This window comes from Novacetimonas cocois, assembly GCF_003311635.1.
Classification (GTDB): Bacteria; Pseudomonadota; Alphaproteobacteria; order Acetobacterales; family Acetobacteraceae; genus Novacetimonas; species Novacetimonas cocois.
Map to the genome: position 1 here is coordinate 12629 of NZ_QEXL01000022.1, position 22900 is coordinate 35528.

Annotated in this window: 21 protein-coding genes and 3 pseudogenes; 14 read left to right on the forward strand and 10 right to left on the reverse strand. The window is 56.1% G+C overall.

The window, feature by feature from the left end; all coding sequences use genetic code 11:
* Window positions 1–117: 117 nt before the first annotated feature.
* The gene (locus NJLHNGOC_RS13955; protein ID WP_239021545.1) at window positions 118–759 is read left to right on the forward strand and encodes a FadR/GntR family transcriptional regulator; all 642 of its coding nucleotides are present in this window, start codon (window positions 118–120) and stop codon (window positions 757–759) included.
* A gap of 19 nt (window positions 760–778) precedes the next feature.
* Here the strand turns inward: NJLHNGOC_RS13955 and NJLHNGOC_RS13960 are convergent, their stop codons facing one another.
* On the reverse strand, window positions 779–1174 hold the full coding sequence (locus NJLHNGOC_RS13960; protein WP_133258756.1) for a hypothetical protein: 396 nt from the start codon (window positions 1172–1174) through the stop codon (window positions 779–781).
* 43 nt (window positions 1175–1217) lie between these two features.
* Window positions 1218–2174: a LysR family transcriptional regulator gene (locus NJLHNGOC_RS13965; RefSeq protein WP_113596918.1), complete on the reverse strand. Its 957-nt coding sequence runs from the start codon at window positions 2172–2174 to the stop codon at window positions 1218–1220.
* A 247-nt stretch (window positions 2175–2421) separates the two neighbouring features.
* Here NJLHNGOC_RS13965 and NJLHNGOC_RS13970 point away from each other — a divergent pair, with 247 nt between their 5' ends.
* The 6 genes and pseudogenes from NJLHNGOC_RS13970 to NJLHNGOC_RS13995 all read left to right on the forward strand — a co-directional run bounded on the left by NJLHNGOC_RS13970 (window position 2422) and on the right by NJLHNGOC_RS13995 (window position 9498).
* The gene (locus NJLHNGOC_RS13970; protein ID WP_113596919.1) at window positions 2422–4065 is read left to right on the forward strand and encodes an MFS transporter; all 1644 of its coding nucleotides are present in this window, start codon (window positions 2422–2424) and stop codon (window positions 4063–4065) included.
* A 131-nt stretch (window positions 4066–4196) separates the two neighbouring features.
* Window positions 4197–5225 (forward strand): ferritin-like domain-containing protein, encoded by a 1029-nt coding sequence (locus tag NJLHNGOC_RS13975; RefSeq protein ID WP_239021549.1) that lies wholly within the window; start codon window positions 4197–4199, stop codon window positions 5223–5225.
* Between the two features lie 75 nt (window positions 5226–5300).
* The gene (locus tag NJLHNGOC_RS13980) at window positions 5301–6377 is read left to right on the forward strand and encodes an HlyD family secretion protein (RefSeq protein ID WP_113596921.1); all 1077 of its coding nucleotides are present in this window, start codon (window positions 5301–5303) and stop codon (window positions 6375–6377) included.
* A 25-nt stretch (window positions 6378–6402) separates the two neighbouring features.
* Window positions 6403–7956: pseudogene (locus NJLHNGOC_RS13985) on the forward strand (efflux transporter outer membrane subunit).
* Window positions 7953–8681, forward strand: coding sequence for a pirin family protein (locus NJLHNGOC_RS13990; protein WP_113596922.1), 729 nt, complete (start codon window positions 7953–7955; stop codon window positions 8679–8681). The pseudogene NJLHNGOC_RS13985 and the gene NJLHNGOC_RS13990 overlap by 4 nt, the downstream one beginning before the upstream one ends.
* 211 nt (window positions 8682–8892) lie before the next feature.
* Window positions 8893–9498, forward strand: coding sequence for a flavin reductase family protein (locus NJLHNGOC_RS13995; RefSeq protein ID WP_113596930.1), 606 nt, complete (start codon window positions 8893–8895; stop codon window positions 9496–9498).
* A 96-nt stretch (window positions 9499–9594) separates the two neighbouring features.
* On the opposite strand, the gene NJLHNGOC_RS14000 is transcribed toward NJLHNGOC_RS13995, so the two are convergent.
* Entirely contained in the window at window positions 9595–11520 is a 1926-nt protein-coding gene (locus tag NJLHNGOC_RS14000; RefSeq protein WP_165837945.1) for a TonB-dependent siderophore receptor, read from the reverse strand.
* 3 nt (window positions 11521–11523) lie between these two features.
* On the opposite strand from NJLHNGOC_RS14000, the gene NJLHNGOC_RS16045 reads away from it, so the two are divergent.
* From NJLHNGOC_RS16045 to NJLHNGOC_RS14015, 4 genes are all read left to right on the forward strand, one after another.
* A complete protein-coding gene (locus NJLHNGOC_RS16045) occupies window positions 11524–11829 on the forward strand; it encodes a hypothetical protein (protein ID WP_165837946.1) in 306 nt (101 codons plus the stop codon).
* A gap of 221 nt (window positions 11830–12050) precedes the next feature.
* Window positions 12051–13526 carry an efflux transporter outer membrane subunit gene (locus NJLHNGOC_RS14005; protein WP_113596924.1) on the forward strand — a complete coding sequence of 492 codons (1476 nt, stop codon included), beginning with the start codon at window positions 12051–12053 and terminating at the stop codon, window positions 13524–13526.
* Window positions 13519–14679 carry an HlyD family secretion protein gene (locus tag NJLHNGOC_RS14010; RefSeq protein WP_113596925.1) on the forward strand — a complete coding sequence of 387 codons (1161 nt, stop codon included), beginning with the start codon at window positions 13519–13521 and terminating at the stop codon, window positions 14677–14679. Before NJLHNGOC_RS14005 ends, NJLHNGOC_RS14010 begins: the two co-directional genes overlap by 8 nt.
* A 59-nt stretch (window positions 14680–14738) precedes the next feature.
* A complete protein-coding gene (locus NJLHNGOC_RS14015; protein WP_206059805.1) occupies window positions 14739–16205 on the forward strand; it encodes a DHA2 family efflux MFS transporter permease subunit in 1467 nt (488 codons plus the stop codon).
* Window positions 16206–16211: 6 nt separating this feature from the next.
* Here the strand turns inward: NJLHNGOC_RS14015 and NJLHNGOC_RS14020 are convergent, their stop codons facing one another.
* The gene (locus NJLHNGOC_RS14020; RefSeq protein WP_003618925.1) at window positions 16212–17138 is read right to left on the reverse strand and encodes a LysR family transcriptional regulator; all 927 of its coding nucleotides are present in this window, start codon (window positions 17136–17138) and stop codon (window positions 16212–16214) included.
* A 233-nt stretch (window positions 17139–17371) separates the two neighbouring features.
* On the opposite strand from NJLHNGOC_RS14020, the gene NJLHNGOC_RS14025 reads away from it, so the two are divergent.
* Window positions 17372–18106, forward strand: a complete 735-nt coding sequence (locus NJLHNGOC_RS14025; RefSeq protein ID WP_113596931.1) for a siderophore-interacting protein — start codon at window positions 17372–17374, stop codon at window positions 18104–18106.
* Window positions 18107–18155: 49 nt separating this feature from the next.
* Window positions 18156–18788, forward strand: a pseudogene (gene ribB, locus NJLHNGOC_RS14030) (3,4-dihydroxy-2-butanone-4-phosphate synthase); the annotation flags it as partial.
* Between the two features lie 184 nt (window positions 18789–18972).
* Here ribB and NJLHNGOC_RS14035 read toward each other — a convergent pair.
* The 6 genes and pseudogenes from NJLHNGOC_RS14035 to NJLHNGOC_RS16635 all read right to left on the reverse strand — a co-directional run.
* Window positions 18973–20103, reverse strand: a complete 1131-nt coding sequence (locus tag NJLHNGOC_RS14035; protein WP_113596926.1) for an FRG domain-containing protein — start codon at window positions 20101–20103, stop codon at window positions 18973–18975.
* A 116-nt stretch (window positions 20104–20219) separates the two neighbouring features.
* A complete protein-coding gene (locus NJLHNGOC_RS14040; protein WP_113596927.1) occupies window positions 20220–20738 on the reverse strand; it encodes an RES family NAD+ phosphorylase in 519 nt (172 codons plus the stop codon).
* On the reverse strand, window positions 20735–21100 hold the full coding sequence (locus NJLHNGOC_RS14045; protein ID WP_113596928.1) for an antitoxin Xre/MbcA/ParS toxin-binding domain-containing protein: 366 nt from the start codon (window positions 21098–21100) through the stop codon (window positions 20735–20737). The genes NJLHNGOC_RS14040 and NJLHNGOC_RS14045 overlap by 4 nt, the downstream gene beginning before the upstream one ends.
* A gap of 101 nt (window positions 21101–21201) precedes the next feature.
* A complete protein-coding gene (locus tag NJLHNGOC_RS16430; RefSeq protein ID WP_239021547.1) occupies window positions 21202–21675 on the reverse strand; it encodes a hypothetical protein in 474 nt (157 codons plus the stop codon).
* On the reverse strand, window positions 21672–21869 hold the full coding sequence (locus tag NJLHNGOC_RS16630; RefSeq protein ID WP_338045556.1) for an MmyB family transcriptional regulator: 198 nt from the start codon (window positions 21867–21869) through the stop codon (window positions 21672–21674). Before NJLHNGOC_RS16630 ends, NJLHNGOC_RS16430 begins: the two co-directional genes overlap by 4 nt.
* A gap of 77 nt (window positions 21870–21946) precedes the next feature.
* Window positions 21947–22453: pseudogene (locus NJLHNGOC_RS16635) on the reverse strand (helix-turn-helix domain-containing protein); the annotation flags it as partial.
* A 71-nt stretch (window positions 22454–22524) separates the two neighbouring features.
* Here NJLHNGOC_RS16635 and NJLHNGOC_RS14060 point away from each other — a divergent pair.
* Complete coding sequence (locus tag NJLHNGOC_RS14060; protein ID WP_239021548.1) at window positions 22525–22851, forward strand: Fic family protein; 327 nt, start codon at window positions 22525–22527, stop codon at window positions 22849–22851.
* The last annotated feature ends 49 nt before the right edge of the window (window positions 22852–22900 follow it).

Consider the following 22900-nt stretch of genomic DNA (forward strand, 5'->3'; position numbering starts at 1 on the left):
TGCTCCGTATCTTCGTGGGACAAGGTCAATTTTTGGGCTATAATTCCTCCTATGTCTGGATCATCCTCACTTTCCCAACTTCCCCGTCGCTCTCTCGTTGACTGTGCGATTGATGCCATGCGGGAAAAAATTGAAAGCGGGGCGTGGCCTGTTGGAGAGCGTATCCCAAAAGAAACCGAACTTGCCGAGATGCTGCAGGTTGGGCGGAATACGGTGCGGGAGGCTATTCGTGTCTTGTCCCATGCTGATGTGCTGGAAGTTCGGCAGGGGGACGGAACCTATGTCCGCTTTGAACTTGATCCTGCCGCAGTCATGCGGCGCGTCACGCGATCCAGCCTCCGGGATCATTTTGAACTGCGTGTCATTCTGGAAACGGAAGCGGCCAGGCTGGCTGCGCAACATCGGACCGCCAGGGACATTCGGAAGCTGGAGAAAACACTCAAGGCGCGCGGCGAGTGGGCTGAGGGCAGTGATCTTGATCGGTTTTTGAAAGCAGATACGGCATTTCATCTTGCGGTCGCCGAAGCGACCCACAATGAAGCTCTGATTGAACTTTACCGATACTTTCTTGTCGCGGCGCGTCAGGCAGGGCGTGCTGTCATGGAAGAGCATGGCCTGCCTGAACCCGGTTATGCCGCTCATGAACGGATATTCCGGGCAATAGAGCAGGGAGACGGCGCGCGCGCAGCTCGTGCTGCCAGCGCGGTTGTCCGGCCGCTCGTGCATGCTTTTTCTGATCATACTGGGAACAGTGATTGAGCCGCGCGTCACGGTTCATCTACCTGCTGGCCAGAGCATGGCGGGCCAGGATTTCTGCTTCAGTTTTTGTCGCCGTGGCCATCTGAGGAACACCGAACGCGCGTTCCGTACCCGGGAACATCTTTTCGAGAGCCGAACGTCGTATCGCATCGGGTTCAATCAGGATCATGACCCGGCATAATCTGGAAAGGGGCTCGCGGTTTGTTTTAAGCCAGAGTCCTCGTTCCTTTCTGTCCTCGTGATCCTCTTCCGGAGCAGGGGGGTAAATCAGGGCAAACGGGGTGCCGCGCTCCAGAAGGGCGGTCATCTCCCCCTTCCAGTTTGTCGCGTAACCCGGGACCATCTGGTTCGGGTTCAGGCAGACCAGCGGAAAATCGCTTGTGTTGAGTAATCCCGAAGCGTCAGAAAGAGTCATGCCTATTCTCCATAATATACAAAGGACGGGTCATCCGACCTTTTTAATGAATGAGGATGTCTGGCGTTGGGGCAGCTTCATGTGAGCGATTGCGCCATCCGTTCGTTACCGTGAGAACGGTGCGACGCAGCCATCGATGCACCACATCTGAATCGTGGCGGGGATGCCATGCCTGAAAGACATTAACGGGTGCGAGTTTAAGTGGGAGGGGAAAGGCGTACAATCCAAGACGGTCCAGTGTGTCGCGGTTCATCGCTACATCGGGCACCGGGAGGATCAGATCGGTCCGGTGCAGGCCCTGCATCGCGGTGTAATACGAGGGAACGAGAAGGGCCACGTTCCGGTTAAGGCCGAATTCTTCCTGCAGCGCGTCATCAATGGGACCATGTCGTCGGCTGCGACGTGACACACTGATGTGGTCGTATTGAACCAGTGACTGGGGCGTGATCTCACCAAGCAGAATCGGATGGCCTGCACGCACGACCCCATGAAAACGGCTTTCGAAGAGTGTCTGCCGCATAATTTCCGGCCGCAGGTTTTCGGTTGCACCGATATACAGGTCGATCGCCCCACGCCGCAGAGCGTCGCTATCGTCGCCGTCGGTTTCACTGGCAAAAACAATGGCAGCGTCTTGACAGTCTCCCCGCAAGGTCTGAAGCAGCTTCGTCGCGAATGGTCCCACGACGACATCTGCGGCCCGGATCGTGAAGACAGGTTTTATGTCCGTAAAATCCAGTTCCTCGTCTCTGCGCATCAGGTCATGCATGCCCGCGAGGATACGGCTAATGCGCGGCTGCATCTGGAGCGCGCGGGGTGTCGGTACCATGTTGCGGCCCATCTGTACAAGTATTGGGTCATCGAAGGTTGCCCTGATCTTGGACAGGGTACGGCTGATTGTCGCCGCACTGACCTGAAGACGCTGGGCGGCACCCGTAACGCTCGATTCCTCAATCAGAACATTCATGGCGTGTAACAGGTTCAAGTCGTAGCCACGCGTCATCAATAGAGTCCTCCCGCGCACTGAAGGCGGTTCATACCCGTCTGTCTGGCAATGTCATAATAGATGGGAACATAGGATGTTTAAGGCAAGCGACCCTGCCATAAGCATGAGGACACTGCAATAATTTTATGCGTTCTTACCGTTACGGTTCATGAGAGACATATTTTCATATTTGAGCGTTCCCGATCCCGGGCGTTGCGATCACAGTCGCCGCAGACATACCTATCGCAAATTAAAGAGGCGTCGTTTGACCCGGATCGACCTTTCTCCTGCGGAAGTGGTGGCTGCACCGGCACCTGCTGCGCCACCTCCACCGCCTCCGAAAGGTCCAGCTTTCGGCCTGCGTCTCGCCACTGGCCTGATCGGCGTACTGCTGGCCGTGCTGCTGGCCGGTTTCAACGAGCATACAACCGAAATGGCGCTGGCTGATATCAAGGGGCAACTCCATATAGGGCACGACGAGGGTACGTGGATTATAGCCCTGTTCGAGGCCTTCAATATTTCGGCGATGGCCTTTGCACCATGGTGTTCCGTGACGTTTTCGATCCGACGTCTGACCATCGTCATGACAGGAATGGTTGGGGTGCTTGGGCTCGCTGCTCCTTTTATGCCGAACCTTGGCGCTCTTCTCATTCTGCGTAGCCTGCAGGGTTTTGCCTGTGGCTGCCTGCCTCCCATGCTGATGACGGTGGCGCTGCGCTTCCTCCCGCCCAACATCAAGATTTATGGTCTTGGCGCCTATGCCCTGACTGCGACCTTTGGTCCCAATCTCGGCGTGCCGCTGGCGGGCTTCTGGTTTGAATATGTGGGCTGGCAGTTCCTGTTCTGGCAGATCGTTCCACTCTGTGTGATCTCGATGATCTGTGTGGCATGGGGGCTGCCGCAGGATCCGCTGCGGCTGGAGCGCTTCAGGCAGTTCGACTGGAGGGGACTGCTGACCGGTCTGCCCGCGATCTGCTCGCTGGTCATTGCTCTCGAACAGGGCGACCGGCTCGACTGGTTCCGCTCACCGCTTATTACACATCTGTTCTGTGGCGGTGGCTTTCTATTTATTCTTTTCATTATCAATGAATGGTTCCATCCACTGCCGTTCTTCCGGATTCAGTTGCTTAAGCAGAGAAATGTCTCGGACTCACTGCTGACCCTGGCGGCCGTGCTCGTTCTTTGTGTTGTCACCATCGAGATCCCCTCGGTTTACCTTGAAGAGGTGAGGGGATACCGCCCCATCCAGACTGCGCCCATCGCGCTGATTCTGGCCGTTCCCCAACTGATCGCGCTGCCACTGGTGTCTGCGCTCTGTAATATCCGCAAAGTTGATTGCCGGATCGTACTCATGGCCGGGCTGGCCATACAGGGCGCATCCTACTGGCTGGGGACATGGATCGATTCAGACTGGGTGCGTGAGAATTTCTATATTGTCCAGCTGATGCAGGTCGCCAGCCAGCCGATGATGGTCATTTCGATCCTGATGCTGGCGACCATGGGCCTCGGACCGGCGGATGGCCCCTTCATCTCGGGCATGTTCAACATGACCAAGGGATTTGCCAATGCCATTGCTGCTGGTGTCATCGCAGCGCTTCTGCGCCGGCGGGAGCAATATCACTCCACTATGTTGCTGGATACTTACGGTTATAACCAGAATGCCCTGGAAGGGATGGGCGATCCCGCCAGTAAGTTGCTTGCTCCCCACATCGCCGACCCTGATCGTCTGGCGCGGAATACGCAGGTTCTTCTCCACGGCAAGGTCGCCGAGCAGTCTCTCGTACTGGCGTGCGCGGACATCTATTACGTGATGGTCGGGCTCTGTGCCGCTTTCATTATCCTCAATATGTTCCTGCCCCAGCGGGTTTATCCTCCACGCGCGCCGTCAGCCAGCGCCCCGGCCAAATAAGCCACAGGATCGAAATCATGTCAGACAGGATGCATCCCGTGCCACGCTCTACTTCTGAGCTTAAAAACATCCCATCACCCGATGAAAGCATCGAAGCATTCAGGGCTGATCTTGAACGGATTTATGGAGACATGCCTCAGGCCGCGGATATTGCTCACGCCGGGACCAAGGCGCTCGCCAATGCCGATTATCACGCGCGGCACTGGCAGAGTAGTGAACCGGGCTCCCTGAGGCCTGGCAGTCTCGCCCATAAGCGCGCGGTGTCGCGCATGTTCCGCGATACGTTCAATCCATACCGGCCTTCCGTCATCGACTGGCCCCGGCTTGATCCTGCTACATTGCGACGCATCACATCCCTGCCGATCTGGGACATCGCCGTTGAAACCGAAGGCAAGGCGCGCCTCAGGATGGCGGCCTACGCCGCGACTATTGCTGACCCTGACATGAAGGACGCCATCGCCCGGAACGCGTGGGAGGAAAATCGTCATAAGGAAGTGCTCTCCCGATTGGTCGAGGCCTATGGGATTCCGATGGCCAAGGAGCCGCCATACATCACCCCGCGTGATACCGAATGGGCCTACATGGTCACAGGTTTTTCCGAATGCGTGGACAGCTTCTTTGCGTTCGGTCTGTTCGAACTGGCAAAGCGTTCCGGCTTCTTTCCCGCCGAACTGGTCGAGACGTTCGAGCCGGTCATGCAGGAAGAGTGCCGCCATATCCTTCTGTTCGCCAACTGGCTTGCGTGGCATCGCGCCACCCTGCCGCTGTGGAAGCGTCCATGGTTTGAAACCCGGGTGCTCGGTGTCTGGCTGTTTCTCGCATGGGAGCGGATCGGCATGGTCAGAAGCATGGATGCCGACGGTAATATGCGCGAGCAGGACGCGAATTTCACCGTATCTGGCGCAAAAGACGTGTCCAGCATCGACGTCAGCCTGCGGGAGCTTCTGGGCATTTGCCTGGACGAGAACGAGCGGCGGTTTGCGGGGTACGATGCGAGGCTGCGTAGACCCCGGATGACGCCGGCCCTCTCCCGATGCCTCCGATACGTTCTCCCCCGTTCAAAGACCCCAACAGTTGCCGCGTCACGACCCAGCCTCGTCGAGAAGGTCGGTGGCCTTTGCTTTGCGGGCCTTCTGGTTCTTTACGCGCGGACGATGTGACCGCCTTTGCCAACATCCTGCCTGTCTCGCTGACGCACTGGCTCAGGTGCGCTGTCGGGGATTTCTGGAGCTGAAATGTCACGAACACGAAACCTCATGCTGATCGGCGCAGGCGTCGTCGGTCTTGGCGCCGCCGCCTGGTTCGCAGACCACCTCATTCTCGGTAATGGCGTCCATGTCGAAACCAATGATGCTTATGTCACGGCTTATTCCACGCTGGTTGCCCCAAAAGTCTCGGGCCGTATCGATCATGTGCAGGCGCAGGATAATGAACGGGTCCATACCGGTGAAGAACTCGCCCATATCGAGGACGATGATTATCGCGCCGCGTTGAAAGTAGCACAGGGAAACGTCGCGGTCGCGCGGGCGGACATCGCCAATCTGCAGGCTGAACTGGACAGGCAGAACGCAGTCATCGCGGCGGCCGCCGCAACAGTACAGGCCGACGAGGCAGCCCTCGAATTCGCCCGTCAGGATGAAGCGCGTTATCGAAACCTGTCCGCGGGAGGTGCTGGCACGGTCGAGCAGCGCCAGCGAACGGCATCCGGGACGCGCCAGACTGTCGCGACGTTGATCAGGGATCAGGCTGGAGTTCAGGCCGCAAAAGACCAGGTGACAGTTCTGACCGCACAACTTGACCGGGCAAAAGGAAGCCTCGTCCGGGCAGAGGGAGAACTGCGTCAGGCGGAACTGGATCTGTCCTACTGCACGATCCCTGCGCCCATCAATGGTGTCGTGGGTGTGCGAGGCGTACGCGTCGGCAATTACGTTCATGCCGGGACCGCGCTCATGGCCGTGGTGCCCGTGCAGGATGCCTTTGTCGTGGCGCATTTCCAGGAGACGCAGCTCACTCGTGTATTGCCGGGGCAGAAAGCCACGGTTTGGGTGGATACGTTCCCCGGACATCCGCTCCGCGCCCATGTGGACAGCATACCGCCTGCAACCGGTGTCGCGTTCGCTCCCATCCAGCCAGACAATGCTACCGGGAACTTTACCAAGGTCGTCCAGCGCCTGCCGGTCCGTGTAACCTTTGATCCCGGTCAGCCACTGGCGGCCCGTGTGCGGGTGGGCATGTCCGTTGAGGTCCGGATCGACACGTCCTCAACGCCGGAAGGCAGCAAGGCCAGGGATGAGCGCTATGTCTGGCAATAAAGCGATGATCGCCGCCGCGCGTTCAATGCGCTCTCGCCTCGCCGCGTGGCTGGCTCTCGGTCTGCCCATGGCAGGATGTACGGTCGGACCTGATTACCATAGATCCCCACCGGCCTCACCAGCATCCTGGCACCAGAGTGTCGCGCCCGCTGAAAGTCATCCGGTGCAGGCACAGCTCGACCCGGAATGGTGGACCATCTACAATGATCCCGTCCTGACCGCGCTTGAACATCAGGTGGCCGAGGCCAACCTAGACCTGCGGGCGGCTGCCTATCGCTTTGCCCAGAGCATGGCGGAGCGCAGGATTGCGAGCGCCGCCCAGTTCCCGCACGCCGAAGCCAATGCCTCCTATGCGCGGGAACGGGCCAGTCCCAACGGTGTCCTGGGTCTGCTCGGCACCATGGAAGAACAGGGGGCAGGGTCAATCGCGAGTGGAACGCAGGGGTTTGGTCCCACACGCCTTCCGGGATCTGCAGGCGCTTCATCCTTCAACCTGCCACAATACGGTATGAACGCCTCGTGGGAGGTGGATTTCTGGGGACACGTCCGCCGGCAGGTCGAGGCTGCGACGGCCGCAATGCGTGCAACCGAAGATATGCGACGCGATGTACTGGTGTCGCTCATGGCAGAAACCGCGCAGGACTACCTCGAACTGCGCGGGGTGCAGGCCCAGATCGGAATTGTCGAAAACAATATCGGGATCGCGCGCCATAGCGTGCAACTGACAACGTTGCGTTTCACCCAAGGAGCTGCCACCCGCCTGGACGTTGCGGATTCTACCGGACAGCTGCACAGTTTTGAATCGCGTCTTCCCGCTCTGAAAAGCCAGGAAGTGCATCTGATCAACGCGCTGAGTTTTCTGGTGGCGCGTGAACCCGGTGCCCTCACGGCGTAGCTCGGCAAACCCGCACCGGTTCCTCCCGTGCCAGTGTCGGTGCCGGTGGGTCTCCCGTCCGAGCTGGCCGAACGGCGGCCGGATATTCGTATGGCGGAAGAGCGTCTGCACGCTGCGACGGCCAATATCGGTGTGGCCATTGCCGATTTCTTCCCGCGCGTCACGCTATCGGGAAGTCTGGATGTGCAGGCGCTCCAGTTCAGCGGGCTGGGATCTTGGGCGTCGCGACAGTATGGGTTCGGACCGACAGCGACACTACCGATTTTTGAAGGCGGACGCCTGACAGGTCAGCTACGCCTGCGCAAAGCGCAGCAAAGGGAAGCCGCTGTCATGCTCCAGCGCACGGTGCTGAAGGCCTGGCAGGAAATCGACGACGCCATGGCTGATCTCTCGGCGGCGCAGAACCAGAGGGATCGTCTCGCGGAAGCCGTGAAGGAAAACGAGATCGCCGTGCAAACCGCTCAGGCCCAGTATGTGCAGGGATCATCTGACTTCCTGAATGTCCTGACCTTGCAGAACGCACTTCTGGCGACCCAGAACCAGCTCGTGCAGGCCACAACCAGCGTCTCCACTTCGGTCGCTCGTCTCTACCGTGCGCTCGGTGGCGGATGGGAACGGCAGTTCCCGGTTCAGGCGCGACGTTATGCTGCAGGCTCGACATCAGCACCAAAGGGAAAATCATGATCACCCTCCGCCCCGCCCGGGATCTCGGGACGGTGACGCAGCCTGGCGTGACCATTCGCTGTCATTTCTCTTTCGCGGAATACCGTGACCTTGCTCACGTTCATTGGGGACAGATACGTGCGATCAATACCGCCGTTTTCGAGCCTTTTGCCGAGTTCCGGCTGGGAGAAGAGGATGCCCCGGATATTGTCACAATTGTTCTCAAGGGCACTTTTTTTGCCGAAGTTGACGGTCAGGCACCGCATCAGCTTCAAGAGGGCGATATCCATCTGCTCAGTGCAGGGCAGGGAATTCAGGACGCGACGTGGTGGGCCGCCAGTCCGGACTCTTCATTCATTCAGGTATGGCTGCTGCCGGACGAGGAGGGCGGGGTGCCGGAGAGTGTGGTTCATCACCGTCCGGTCCGGCATGGTCAGAATGCGCTCGCCATTCTGGCGAGCGGCTTTGCCGAAGATTCACCCGAGGATACCGATAGCGGGGCAGCAGACGAACCACTCCCGCTTCGTGCTTCTACGCGCGTCATGGGGATGGCGCTGCAGTCGGGAGTGGTGACGCATTACGTCACAGGAGCGGGACGGCGGCTTTACCTCGTTGCGCTTTCGGGCACGATAAGGGTCAATGACCAGTCTGTCAGTAGCGGGTCGGGAGCGGAAATTTCTAACGAAACAGAGGTGAGGCTTCTGGGAGAAGCGGATGCCATCGTCCTGCTGATTGATACCGTCTGAAGGTATGGGTGTTTCTCGGGTTAAGGACGAAAGCGAGAGTTTATTCGGAAAATATGTGGTTCAAAAGAAGGGGAGAGTTTTTGGAGAAAAGGGCTGTGGCTTGGGTCACGTCATAGAGTATCGCTTTGCCAAGCGTCTCCTTAACATCCGTAGGCTCGCCCAAAACGCATGAGTTCCGCCATTGGGGCTGCGTTTTCAGGAGTTCAAAATAATGAAGACAATTCGTATCCCTGCCCGAAGCATGTATTACGGCACGCCGGTCGCCTTGGTCTGTACGGAGAACAGCGACGGCTCGGACAATCTGACGCCCATGTCGTCATCCTGGTCCCTCAGGGATTTCTTGGTGCTTGGCTTGGGATCTGCGTCTCAGGCTATGGAAAATTTACGTCATCGTCCTCGCCTGACGGTAAACCTTCCTTCTGCAGAGATGTGGGAATCAATTGAGCGCATTGCAGCGTTTACCGGGAAAAATCCTGTTCCTGACCATAAGGCAGGACAGTTCTCTTATTGTCGGGACAAGTTTGAGGTTGCAGGGCTGACGCGGCTCACATCGACTGAAGGCGGTCCGTCACGCGTTGCCGAGTGTCCAATCCAGATTGAGGCTGTCGTAAATACCATGACTGACGTTTCGGACGACCCAGAGGGGTTTTCCGTTATCATCGCAAAAGCCATCGTGCTGCACGCTGCAGTCGGGATCATTAATGAAACGTCCGGTCAGATCGATCCGGCAAAATGGGATCCTCTTGTATTCAGTTACAGGACCTATCACGGTCTCGGCCCTGAATTGGGCTGCATGGCCCGTAGCGTGCGCTCCTGAAGGAATTGTATAATTCTGGAAACCTGATGAAAATATAATGCGATATAAAAACGTCGCATCAATCAATCCCATAATGGTGAAGCTGGTAGCTTCATGTTACCATCGAAACGCAACACCGGTTTTGAACGTCCGCCGGTTTCCGTAGAAACATCCTCCCGCCGAAAAGCATGATGACACATATTTCCGGTCGAAAAGGTTGGTGCCATTGAACATCAGGGACCATCCATGAAGGCTGGCTGACAGGCGGGAGAGATCGTAGCGCAGTGTCGTGTCAAACAGTACTACGCCGGGAACCGTAAAGCTGTTGGTCTCATCGCCTGCGCTTGAACCAACATATCGGACGCCCCCGCTGACGTTGATGCCCTGCAGATGTCCCCAGGTGACGGCATAGTTCGCCCAAAGCGAAGCCATATGTCTGGGCACGGCATAGAGGCGTTTTCCGATCAGACTGGCATCCGGATCATGTGTAACAGTCGGATCCGTGTAGCTGTAGGACGCAATCAGTCCCAGATTATCTGTGAGGGCTGCATGGGCTTCGAACTCGATACCCCAGGACCGTACGCCACCGCGCTGGACGGAGTAGTAGGGATGAGCCGGATCTGTAGTGCTGACGTGTCGCTCATTGATGTCGTAGGCAGCGACCGTCAGGAAGCTGTTATAACCGACAGGCTGGTATTTGATGCCACCTTCAACCTGACTGGCCCGGGTCGGCTGAAACGCTTTCCCCTCATAATCGACGCCCACAACCGGCTGGAAGGATGTCGAATAACTCACGTATGGCGATAATCCGTTTTCAAAAAGATAGACAAGCCCCGCACGTCCGGTAAACGCTGAATCATGTTGGGTGCTTGTCGTATCGGAAAGCCGATCTCGCGTCCTTATGGTAAGCCAGTCATGGCGGCCGCCCAAAAGCAGGGACCAGTGACCGAACCTGATCTGGTCCTGTATGTAACCCCCGATACGTTGTGAGTCCTGCCTTGTGCTCTGGGCCAGCGCAGGAGGCACAATGGTGGCATCATAGACGGGCGCGCTATAATCAAGTGCCGAGACCAGCCCGTAAGCCGACTGGCGCATTGACGATTCCGACCGGTCATAGGTTACGCCAGCAAGAATGCGGTGCTGGAGTGGTCCTGATGTCACATGCCCTTCCACGCGTGTGTCAGCCACCACACCGTTGAGATCAGCACGTGACCAGGATGAGTAACGATTGAGATTTCCATCAGTGTCGTAGGGATTGGAAAAATTGACTGCAAGTCCCTTGAAGCTCGTATTCAGATATTCGTAGCGAACGGTTTGCTGTAGGGTCCATCCCTGAAGAAAGTGATATTTTACCCGGTATTCCGGCATGATCTGTGTTCGGTTGTAGCCATCGTAGTTTGACTGGCTCGGATTGAATTTCGTGGAAATGCGCCCGTGCGGGCCAGGTAGAACACTTCCCTGTGCGGGGATCCAGCCTGCAAAGTTATTGTCCGGATCACGTTGGACATTGAGTACAAAATCAACGCTTACTCGTGGCGTAGCTTTCCAAGTCAGCGTGGGCGTAAGAGCCAGTCGTTGCTCTTTTGCGTCCCGCATCTGGGTATCGACCCGACGCCCCAGGCCGCTGACCCGATAAAGGAGCGTCTGATCGCTCGTCAGGGCACCGCCGACATCGAATGTGCCCTGTATCCTGTTGCGACTGCCGCTTTCGATCGCAACCTGCCGGGGGACGGAAAGAGACGGAAGTTTGCTGTCGAGGTTGATGATTCCCCCGGGGCTGGCGTCTCCGTACAGCACGGAAGCTGGGCCGCGTAGCACTTCCACCCGGTCAAGGGTGGACGGATCTACCGTTGGAATGGCCCATCCTTGTCCCTGTTGTAACTGTATGCCGTCCAGAAAGCCTACGTAATTGGCGGATGTCGCGAAGCCACCGAACCCTCGCATGAATGTCGTATCGAATATCGTGTCGCTGCGCGGTTCGGAATAGACGCCTGCCGTGTATCGTAACGCCTGCGCGACGTTCTGAGTGACCTGATCATCCATCTGTTGTCGCGTGACAACGGAAATGGACTGTGGAATTTCACGGAGTGGAGTGTCCGTTTTGGTGGCGGTACTGCTATCGAACGCAACGTATCCTTTCGCTTTATGCTGATACTGCGCACGTACCACGATCGTTTCTGTTTTCGGTTTTCTGTCGTGGGTTTTGTCTTCAGCAGCCTGCCCAATGCAGGGCAGAGCCACACCACATCCAAGCAGAATGCAGAAAAATGGATTGCGTCGGTCATGAAAAGCATCGCCAGCGCGGCGCTTATGGCTCGTGTGATCGCATCTGCATATCAATTGGGTCATTGAGGGTCTGTCCAACGAATTAGGTTACCCCAAACGTAAGTGCGAAGCGTTCGCAGAGTCAATACATAGGATGTTCCGATGTATCCGTGCTGAGGCTCCTGTTTCAGACCGTTGTCAGTCGGAGCGTTCCCCGAGATGAAATGAATCATTCCATTCCACGGCATTTCTGATCAGTATGGACCTTGGTAGGCAATGGTTCCTGAAATCACAGGAACTACGGTGCGATGTACACTACAAATCGAGTACAGACGCGAGCGTGGCTGCTGTTCTGTTCCACTCTTCTGGCCCTTTCAGGATGTGCTCCCGGCAGGGATGAGCGTCCTGAAGGTAAAATCACGGATGTCAGCATCCTGAAAAGCGGTCATGATATTGAACAGGCGCAACAGCAGTCTGCTCACACATCTCCCGCCAAGGCATGGTGGCTGGTCTATCATGATCCTCAGCTTGAGCGGCTCGTAGGAGACGCGCAGGAAAGTGCTCCCTCGATCCAGATTGCACAGGCACGGTTGCGTGAGGCTGCTGCCGTAGAAGGCGCAGCGCGAGCCAACCAGTTGCCCCATGTCGATGGGTTCGGCTGGATAGCAGGAGAGCAATTCCCTAATCACTCTTATTATCCCGCGCCATACAAAGGAAATTTCGGGAGTGAGGGTAAACTCCAGCTTGATGTTCAGTATCATGTCGATTTCTGGGGACGTTGGCGAAAACTGACACGTTCGGCACGCTACTGGCAGAAGGTTTCTTCTCTTGAGGTCGCTGATGCGCGCCTTCTGATTCAGACGGCAATGGTCAGTGCTTATGTAAGATTGGATGCAGCGTATCGGATGCGCGATGTGGCTCAGCAGGGGCTTTCACGGCGTGAAGGCATCGTGGAAATGCTGGCGTTACGGGAAAAGGCCGGGCTTTCGACCGACATCAATGCTGTGGCGGCCCGTGAGGCCCTGACCGACACCCGCAGCCAGATTGATCTGCTGGACGGAGAGATCAGTGCCCGCAGACATGAAATCGCGGCCCTTCTCGGTAAATCGCCTGACTTCGGAGACGCGATCGCACGGCCGCATCTGCCAGTTATTGCTGATCCGGCGCCGTTGTCGAATGTTCCGGCTGTTCTTCTGGGCTATCGACCTGATGTAGAGGCCAAACGTGCGGCAGTGGAAGCCACATCCAACGCCGTTGGTGCGGCCCGCGCGGCATTCTATCCCGATGTCGATCTTGTTGCCTTTGCCGGTTTCCGGTCTCTCGATATCGGTCACATGATGCGACCGGGCAGTGTCGCGACACAGTTTGGGCCAGCCGTCACCCTTCCTATTTTCGAAGGAGGTCAGCTCCGTGCCGCCCTGAAAAACCGGCTCGGTGAGTACGATGCTGCTGTCAATGACTACAACGCGACAGTGTCAAAGGCGCTGCAGCAGGCCGCTGACGGAATCTCCGACCTGAAGGCAAGGCAGGCCACCAGGCAGGAAGCCGAGGCCGCTGTCAGGCACTGGCAGCATGTCGTCGATCTTGAACGCATCCGTCAGAAAAATGGTCTTTCGGACACCAATGATCGTCTGGCGGCCGAAACGGCATTGCTGCTCTCTGAGCGCCGTTCAGTCGAGGCGGCCGCACGCGTCGCTGAAGCCCAGATCACCCTCATTCGCGCACTCGGTGGCGCCTGGTCGCCTTCTTTCACTTTCTCTGCAGGGCAGAAATACCATGGCTGATACTCCTGTTCCGGCGGCTGCGGATCCTGCCGCTATCCGTCGCAAGCGTCTGCTCTGGCTCGGTGGTGGTCTCGTAATCATCGCAGTTGGCTGGAGCGCCTATACTTTTCTCTCCAATGGTGCACTCGTTTCTACAGACGACGCATACGTCAATGGGCATGTTGTGGCGATTACACCACAGGTCGCGGGTACTGTCCGGGCCATCGGGGCGGACGACACTGATCGTGTGTTGACAGGTGCGTCTCTCGTGGAACTGGACACGAGTGACATGCGTATCAGGCTGGAGGCTGCTGAAGCCGGCCTGGGTCAGGCCATCCGTCATGTCCGGAGACTTTTCGCGGCTTTGGACGAAGCCAGTGCGCTCGTTGCTGTCCGTCAGACAGAACTGGATCGGGCATCGGCCGATCTCCGGGCACGCCGTATGGTGGTTGGCCAGGGGGCTGTGACGGCGGAAGAGGCCCGCCATGCCTCGGATGCCACCAATACGGCGAAGGCTGCCCTTCAGGTTGCGCAGGCGGCGTATACCGTTGCGCTGTCCCAGACACAGGGCACGACGCTTCCTACCCATCCAGATGTTATTGCAGCAAAGGCCAGGCTCCGGGCGGCAACGCTGGATATGGAGCGTGCCACGGTGCGGACGCCGGTTGGAGGCATGGTCGCAAAACGTGATGTCCAGCTTGGACGCCGCGTCGCTGTTGGTGATCGTATGATGGCCGTCGTGCCTTTCGACCAGTTCTGGATCGACGCCAATTTCAAGGAAAGGCAACTTCGGCATGTCTGCGCCGGTCAACCCGCCACCATGACTGCGGATGTTTATGGCAGTAGCGTGATCTATCACGGCCATGTCATGGATGTGAACGCTGGCAGTGGCGCGGCTTTCGCCTTACTGCCGGCCCAGAACGCAACAGGGAACTGGATCAAGGTTGTGCAGCGTGTGCCTGTACGTATCGCATTCGATCCGGTGGAACTGGCCCGTAAGCCTCTCCGGATCGGAATGTCGACCGAGGTGGAGATTGATACCGGACGGTGCGATCCACAGGCGGCCAGTCGTCCAGCAGCCGCTGTTGGTACAGACCTCTATACACAGCAGCAGCAGGCTGCGGACCGTCATGTTGCGGAGATCATGAAGAAAACCATGGGAGAGGTGGAATGAGCAGGCCGGCTCCCCAGCCAATCCAGCCGCTGTCAGGGCCGCTCCTGGCGTTCGCGGCGATGACAATCGGTCTTGCCTCCTTTATGGCAGTGACGGATATCACGATCGCGAACGTCTCGGTCCCGACCATTTCCGGCAACCTTGGTGTCAGCACCGAAATCGGCGAATGGACCATTACCTCTTTCGGAATTGCGAACGCCATTTTCATACCCCTGACGGGTTGGCTGTCGCGTCGGTTCGGGCAGGTCAGGCTGTTTGTCTGCGCGGTGGCAGCCTTCACGGTTGCCTCAGTGCTTTGTGGCATGGCGCGCTCCTTTCCGCTGTTGCTTGGTTTTCGTGTCCTTCAGGGCATGGTGTCAGGTCCGATCGTGCCACTGAGCCAGGCATTGCTCGTTGCTATATTTCCGCCGGAAAAACGGACACTGGCGGTTGCCATGTGGGCCATGACGAACATGGCGGGGCCGGTGGCAGGGCCTGTGCTCGGCGGTTGGATTACGGACGAATACACCTGGCCGTGGATCTTTCTTGTCAACGCACCGGTTGGCATTTTCGTGGTGGTCTCCACATCGGCGCTGCTGCGGGGACGCGATACACCGACTGTCAGACTTCCGGTTGACGTAATCGGCCTGATCCTGCTTGCCATTGCCATGGGGTGTCTGCAGGTGGCGCTTGACCGTGGACGGATACTCGACTGGTTTGCTTCGCCTTTCATCTGCACAACAGCGATCCTGTCTGTGCTGGGACTTGTATTCCTCGTTGTATGGGAACTGGGCGCCAAATATCCCATCGTTGATCTGCATTTCTTCGCATACAGGAATTTTGCAGTTGGAACGGTCGCGGTGGCCATCGGGTTCGGGTTGTATTTCGCAGCCCTCGTGCTGGTGCCACTCTGGCTACAGACCGATATGGAATACAATGCGACATGGGCAGGGCTCGTGACCGCCCCCATGGGTGTATTTGGTATCCTGCTTGCGCCCTTTCTTGGGGCATGGGTCAGAAAGGGGGATGCGCGCCTCTTCGCGTCGCTGGCCTTCTTCTGCTGGGCCGCTGTGGCGTTCTGGCGGGCAAATTTCACGACGGATATCGATGCCGGTACGATTGCTCTCACCTGTCTGGCCCAGGGGATAGGGATCGGCTTTTTCCTGACACCTCTGACGGCTCTTTCCCTGTTTGGCATTCCGCCGGAACGCCTCGCTGCAGCGTCCGGGCTCCAGACAGCCATTCGCATGATGTCTGGAAATCTTATCGCCTCTCTCGCCCAGACGTTCTGGGATCGGCGCTCCCGTTATCATCAGGCGCATCTGGTCGAGACACTTACACCCTATCACGATCGTGCGGCGGATGCCGTGACGACCCTGAAAGGTGCGGGGCTGACGGGGGATCAGGCCTGGGGAGCTATCTACCATCAGGTGCTGGTTCAGGCAGACATGGTTTCCATGAATGAATTCTACATGATCTCCACATTTGCCTTTACGGCATCCGTGGGAATCATCTGGATTGCCCGACTGCCTCGAAAGAAAAGCTGAGTCCGATCAGGACGTCTTATCGTCCTGACGCCTCACCGGTGCACAGACTTCGCGCACGCATTGTCTGAGAAAGCGATGCGCTGCATCGCGATCGAAACGGGGATGCCATGCCTGTGCAATGACAAGTGTATCGAGTGGTACAGGAATATCGAACGTTCTCAATTGTATCCCCAAAGCTTCGACAGCACGCAGGACAAAGCGCGGTACGAGGGCGATCAGTTCCGTACCGGGAAGAGCAGCGATCGCCAGCATGAAGGAAGGAACGATGAGAGAAACCTGTCGCTGAAGCCCGTAATGCGCCATCAGCGCCTGATCAACAGGCCCTTCCGCACGTCCCCGGCGTGAGACACTGATTTGCGGAAACGATACAAAGCGTTCCGGAGAAATTTCAGTTTTGAAGATAGGGTGGTCCGGAAGTGCCAGTCCGATATGATGATCGCGAAAAATGGTCTGAACCCGTACTTCCGGTCCCATGGCCCGGAGCGCCCCGATATCGAGATCAATGCGTCCTTCGCGCAGCGCATCGTCGTCGGACTCATGTTCCTGGGCAAACCGGAGTTCCGCTTTCGGGGCATCATGAGCGATCCGGGCTGCGAGGCTTGAGGCGAACGCCGCTGTAAATCCTTCATTTGCCCGGATTGTAAACCGTCTTTCCAGTCGGTCGAGATGCAGTTCCGTGTTCGGCAGGAGAACGTCCTGAGCTTCGGCAATGATGTTGCGGATCCGGGCGTGCTGGGTGCGGGCATACTCCGTGGCGACAAGTTCCCGTCCTGCCCGTACCAGAATGGGATCGCCCATGATTTCACGGGCACGGGCGAGCAGACGGCTCACGGAAGGTGGGCTTAGCCCAAGGCGTTCCGCTGTACGGCCCACGCTCTGTTCCTCAATAAGGATGTCCAGTGCATGGAGAAGATTGAGGTCCGTCGGTTTCACGTTTTCAAATCACTCCACGTCTTACGTCACGACCTTGTTCAGGATGCCAGTAATCTTCAGATGCGACCATTTCATATAATGGAATGATACTTTCCATTTCACGGTATTTTTTGAAGGTTGGATCAGACCGTAAGGTGTTCTCAGACAAGAGGGCCAATTTTCCACGGCTCTGCCTTCCCCAGAGGGCCAGAGCCTTTTCATTTGCGGTCCCCGGATTTCTGAAAGTCATCGTGATGAAAATGATGTCACAAAACAGGACGTTACGTCCGGCAGTCGTCAAGGCGGTGCATGATGTGACGCCGCACATGCGGCGCGTCACGCTCGTCGGAGACGATATCAAGAGACTACCGGTTGAGCATCCCGCGCAATGGATGAAGGTGTTCCTTCCTGCACCGCCCGGCCGCAAGCCGGAAGGACGTGCCTATACGATCCGCCGCTATGAGGCGACTGCCGGGTTGATGGAAATGGATTTTGTCCTGCATGGCGACAACGGTCCGGCGTCTGCCTGGGCCGAAAAGGCAAAAGTTGGGGATGTGCTTCAACTGGCAGGGCCGCGCGCAGGATACCGCGTTGATCCCGCTGCAAGTCGCCATCTTATGGTGGGGGATGCGACGTCGCTTCCAGCGATAGCGGCTATTCTTGAGGCGTTACCACTTGGCGTTACTGCCGATGCCTTTATTGAAGTGAATGGCAAAGATGAAGAACAGAAACTGGAAACTGCTGCATCCCTGAATGTTACCTGGCTGCATTCGGGTAGCGAGCCTCCCGGCACGACGGGGCAGCTCGAACTCGCCGTACAGGGGGCAGTTCTTGACCTGTCCGATTGTCAGGTGTGGGTCGCGGGTGAGTCTTTCATGGTCAGAGCCGTGCGGACTTATCTGACCGTCGATCGTCTGCTTCCTTCTGGTCGCCTGCATGCGGCCGGTTACTGGAAAATGGGCGATGCGGACCATCGTGACCGTGGCTGACAGATCCCGCTTCACGACAATCATGCAAAACAGGAAAGGCTGACGCCCTATGAACGTCGCACACGGTCACTCTATCCGCTCCATAATTCCCACTGTTGCCCGTGCGATCGAGGCTATGCGTGCAGGGCGAATGGTTATCATGGTAGACGATGACAACAGGGAGAACGAAGGCGACCTGGTCATGGCGGCTGAATTCGTGACTCCTGATGCAATCAATTTCATGATTACACATGGACGAGGGTTGGTGTGCCTACCCCTTGCCGAGGAATACGTTGAACGTCTTTCATTGCCGATGATGGCTGATGAGAATACCTGTCCGTTTGGTACCGCCTTTACAGTATCGATTGATGCGAAGGAAGGAACCACGACAGGGATTTCTGCCAATGATCGCGCCCGGACGATCCGCGCGGCGATTGAACCGGGTGCTTCGAAGCAGGATTTCATGGTGCCAGGTCATATCTTTCCGCTGAAGGCTGCAAAAGGAGGAACGCTCTCACGGCGCGGTCATACGGAGGGATCGGTGGATTTGGCTCTGCTTTCTGGCCTCAAACCTGCTGGAGTGCTCTGTGAAATCCTGAACGAGGACGGCACCATGGCCCGCCGGACGCAACTGGATGTGTTTTCTCAACGGTTTGATCTGCCAATAATCAGTATTGCAGACATTCTGCGGGAGGTTATGGCGTCACAATACGACACAGTCGTTATATGAGTTTGGAAAAGAAAAAATGAAATTGCAGAAAAGAGGGAGGGTATACCCATTGTGAGGTGTCCTTCATTGACCTGAAATTAAGCTGCGTTGAAGCTGATTTATGCTTATGCAAGAGAGGTAAATTAAGGATGCGTTAGATTAGAAAATAAGAATATATCTATTCATAAAAAAGACGTGTCCTAACATCCTCGCAAATACCATCCAGGCCGGGGAACATGGAAGAAGCCGTTACACCCATGCTCCTTAAATCATTCAGAGCATTATTTCGTTCACTCCATGGTATATCAAACGCGCGCAGGAATGAGTCATTTTTTTCATTTCTAGTGCTTATGAATTTTATATAATCTTCGATGTTCCTCAGGTTGGTCAGCATGGCCACAGCTTGCTGTGGTAATGCGCGTGTGTTGGCAATTGGAAGTAGGTCAAGAATGGTAACGTAAGGCTCAGTATTGATCAGATAGGCCTGATTGGTTTGATTTGGAGACCATGCTTGGCAATTGAAAAGAAAAATTCGTGCAAAGCTTTTTTTTAAATTTTCCGTAGACGGGGGAACCCCACGAAATGCAAAAAAGGCTGCTACGTAGGGTGAACGCGTCCAATCTAATAAAGGCGTGGGGAAACCATGATGTTGGGCAAGGTTATATAAACCACCTAAAACATCGGGTCGGTCTATATCATAAAAAAAGGGAAATTGAGATAATAGTTCCTTCCTTAGGGTTGGAATATCTTCCCGGCGATAACGCTGTAAATCGCATCGACCAGTTCGATGAAAAGAAGTTTGCAAAGGCCACGCCTCTCGTTGCCCTCGAAATACGTAATCTGATACTTTTATTTTGGATATATATTCTTTGAATTCGTTCCACGTTGAAACCGATGGGTCTGCCTGCCAGATAGACTGTTTCGATAACGGGGATTGGTGAAGTTCTCCTTTCCCGCTACTGACTGTAGTTATGAAGCTTAATAATAATTTTCCGGACGGATTAAGTTCAATTTCGATATTTGCAATGTCTGGATGCTGAAATTGATCTTCGTATATCTTGAGTTCATGTGATGACATGGCTTGTTTTGTTGTATTATTGAACGCTATAATTTTCACGTTTGCATTGTATTTCAAATGCCCGATGGGAATTGTTATTTCTGGTATAAGCGTGGAAGGTAGGTTCGGATCTGTCGGCCGAAAAATTGCAGATCCCGAGTAGTGATCCAAGCGCAATTCTAAATCAAATATGACTTGACCGGAGGGTTCACCAGTTAAGACGCCGAGCCATTGTCCTGCTAATGAATTCATGTTGTGTTATCCATTATTTTTACAAAATATTGTATCTGAATTTATGGTAGACAGACGGGGCACGCACCAAAGCGGATGGCAGATGATCACCATTCTGTAGTTGCTCCCCTGCCAGTTTATGGCCAGGATGCTGCCGTCGTTGGTAAACGCTTCTCGTCGTCAATGATCGTCACGCGACTAGGCGGGCCATCTGACCAACTCCAGAATACAAGATTTCGATCACTTTGCGTTGCTCCGGGAGCAAAGCTGGGGACGATGATGCCAGCTGTTCCGTTGGCCATGAGTGCCTTTGCTAGTTCCCATGAGGGCGGCGTTGTGCCTTGATTAGCAACGTCTTCCCACGGACAGGCCAAAGTGGCGGAGGAGAAGCCCAGATCGTTAAGGCAGGATGGATCGGTCAAATCTAGGACGGGTTCGCTATCGACGTCATAGGCACAAATAGTTAAAGGCTGCGGCTTGAACGGAAAACCCTGTTGTGCTTCGAGCCACGCAGTCTCCATCCGAAGTGATGTGTATAGGGCAGGTGTGCCGACCGGGTTGAAGCGCCCTCCGTGGAGCGCCGCACCATCGCCTGACAGTGGGGTGAAAGACCAGCGGGGATTGTGAGCCCTGAATACCCGTCCGGTGAACCTCACGCGTATCCCCCGGTGGCAATCCGATCCAGATAGCGTCGGACAGCATCGGCGCGTCCCTCCCGGACGAGCGCCTCAGCAGTCTGATCACCGAAGGAGGGTAGGGGTTGTGACCGGTACCATGCGAAAGCCTGTTGGGCCGAGCCAGCCCATGGCCGGACGCGATTGAGGATCTCGACCATGTCGCGCAGCCTCGCCTGGGTGGCGGGGCGGCCGAGGCGGGCGCTTTTGGAGACGGCATCGCGTGACAGCCCCAGTGTTACGGCCAGTTCACCCCTTGTGATGTGCAGCATATTGCTCAGTCGTTCTGCAGCGATCAGCCCCGATGGATCAAAGGCGTCGATGAGGAATGTAGTCTCAGACATGATAGGATGCCTCATATATTGACCGTTATATGGGATTATATATGAGGCAGATTGTCTATTGCAAGGATTCCAGTTGGATATGTCCGTGCTCGCTGGCATTGTCATTCTGTTACGCGGCGCGACGGGGTATCTCGCGGTCCACCAATCGCAAGTATCGTTGGTTGCCTTCCCCCGCAACCAAACCGAACATACTGATATCTAACAAAAAATGCCGCCCATAGAGGCGGCTTTTTTGCGTTTGGGATATACGCGCAGGAAACACATAGGAAACAGACGAAAAGATACCAAGGCTCATTTTTGTCGAAGAACACATGTGTGTAAACGTTGAGATGAGGCCATCTTTGATGGACCGAAGCAACCGACAGGTCAGGAGCGACCAGCAAGAGCTTTGCGGACAGGTACTTCATCAGTCGGCCAGGAAGTTCACGCAGACGGGTAATCTGGCGCACAAGGGGGGCATTCTGTACGCGGAAAGCCGCAACGGCGTCCAGCATATCAGATGCCTGACCACGAATGATAATCGCGTGACGTTCAGAAAAATCATAATGTGGGAGCAGGCTTTCGAAAGTGTTCATCGGGGCTTCAGTGTTACCAGCGGGTAGTGCGGCCATGTCGTGAAGGTGAGGGTAGTCTGGTCAAAGTCCAATGGGCCATCAGTCGGATGTCGAAACCGGCAAGGGCCGCCTTCGCGTAGCAATACACAGTGATTGTGCCACAGTCGTTCAAAATCCGGGCTTTGGGATCGAAGCTCCTGCACGAGTGTTTCCACCAGATGGGTGTCGCCACGGATGCTGCAGCCCGGAATTCAGCAAGAACCCGTCGGGCACTGCCTTCCCAGTTATCCAGAAAGGTTCGGGCTGCAGGGTCGAGAAAGACGTAGCGCAGCAGGTTGCGCTCCTCGCTGTCCAGCCATCCGACAAACAGACGCTGGGCCGCTTTGTTGGCGACGCAGGCATTCCACAGGGGATCCAGCACATAACAAGGCATGGTTACTTGCTCCGGGAAAGTCCGGACGGGTTGGAGAAGACTGGATGCGGTGACTGGCCGTGAGGCATCGGGATCCTTCAACTGGGCCAGTTCGAACAGATAGAGCCTTTCGGCAGGGGACAGATGCAGAGCCGTGGCAATACGCGCCAGTGTCATCGCCGAGCAGGAGACATTCCGACCCTGTTCCAACCACGTATACCACGTCGTGCTGATACCACAGAGTTGGGCGGCTTCTTCCCGCCGCAACCCCCGTGCCCGACGCCGTCCGGGCAGGACATGCAATCCAACGTCCTGCGGAGACAGGGCGTCACGTCGCGTACGCAGAAAGGCTCCAAGGGAGCGGTGCTGTTCAGAAGGAAGGTTCATGATGGTGGTTTTTATACCAGTATAAAATGAGACCTTATCCCTTCTTTTAGTATCTGGATCCCCTCATAAAGATGGCTCTGATCCATCATCAGTTTGAGAGCATCCATCCTTTCCCGGATGGAAATGGTCGGATCGGACGAATCTTGAACGTGCTGTATCTGACCCGGACAGGGCTTCTGAATATTCCGGTCCTTTACCTGTCGCGCTACATCACCCGTCACAAGAATGAGTATTATTATCTGCTGCAGACAGTGCGGGATGAAGGGGCATGGGAGCCCTGGATCCTCTATATGCTGCGTGCCATGGCCGGGACGTCCAGGATTACCCTGGAGCTGATTGAGAGGATGCGGGAACAGATTGCATCCATTCGAACGCAATATGCGGCACGCGTCCGCTAGGTCGTGAACTCATAAAAAATTGTTGGTGTTTAGCGGCATGCGTGATTCA

Excerpts from the sequence above, each read along its gene's own strand:
- NJLHNGOC_RS13955 (WP_239021545.1), top strand. The coding sequence starts at position 118 with ATGCGGGAAAAAATTGAAAGCGGGGCGTGGCCTGTTGGAGAGCGTATC.
- NJLHNGOC_RS13960 (WP_133258756.1), bottom strand. The coding sequence starts at position 1,174 with ATGACTCTTTCTGACGCTTCGGGATTACTCAACACAAGCGATTTTCCG.
- NJLHNGOC_RS13965 (WP_113596918.1), bottom strand. The coding sequence starts at position 2,174 with ATGACGCGTGGCTACGACTTGAACCTGTTACACGCCATGAATGTTCTG.
- NJLHNGOC_RS13975 (WP_239021549.1), top strand. The coding sequence starts at position 4,197 with ATGCCTCAGGCCGCGGATATTGCTCACGCCGGGACCAAGGCGCTCGCC.
- NJLHNGOC_RS13980 (WP_113596921.1), top strand. The coding sequence starts at position 5,301 with ATGTCACGAACACGAAACCTCATGCTGATCGGCGCAGGCGTCGTCGGT.
- NJLHNGOC_RS13990 (WP_113596922.1), top strand. The coding sequence starts at position 7,953 with ATGATCACCCTCCGCCCCGCCCGGGATCTCGGGACGGTGACGCAGCCT.
- NJLHNGOC_RS13995 (WP_113596930.1), top strand. The coding sequence starts at position 8,893 with ATGAAGACAATTCGTATCCCTGCCCGAAGCATGTATTACGGCACGCCG.
- NJLHNGOC_RS14000 (WP_165837945.1), bottom strand. The coding sequence starts at position 11,520 with ATGGATGATCAGGTCACTCAGAACGTCGCGCAGGCGTTACGATACACG.
- NJLHNGOC_RS14005 (WP_113596924.1), top strand. The coding sequence starts at position 12,051 with ATGTACACTACAAATCGAGTACAGACGCGAGCGTGGCTGCTGTTCTGT.
- NJLHNGOC_RS14010 (WP_113596925.1), top strand. The coding sequence starts at position 13,519 with ATGGCTGATACTCCTGTTCCGGCGGCTGCGGATCCTGCCGCTATCCGT.
- NJLHNGOC_RS14015 (WP_206059805.1), top strand. The coding sequence starts at position 14,739 with ATGACAATCGGTCTTGCCTCCTTTATGGCAGTGACGGATATCACGATC.
- NJLHNGOC_RS14025 (WP_113596931.1), top strand. The coding sequence starts at position 17,372 with ATGAAAATGATGTCACAAAACAGGACGTTACGTCCGGCAGTCGTCAAG.
- NJLHNGOC_RS14035 (WP_113596926.1), bottom strand. The coding sequence starts at position 20,103 with ATGAATTCATTAGCAGGACAATGGCTCGGCGTCTTAACTGGTGAACCC.
- NJLHNGOC_RS14045 (WP_113596928.1), bottom strand. The coding sequence starts at position 21,100 with ATGTCTGAGACTACATTCCTCATCGACGCCTTTGATCCATCGGGGCTG.
- NJLHNGOC_RS16430 (WP_239021547.1), bottom strand. The coding sequence starts at position 21,675 with ATGAACACTTTCGAAAGCCTGCTCCCACATTATGATTTTTCTGAACGT.
- NJLHNGOC_RS14060 (WP_239021548.1), top strand. The coding sequence starts at position 22,525 with ATGGCTCTGATCCATCATCAGTTTGAGAGCATCCATCCTTTCCCGGAT.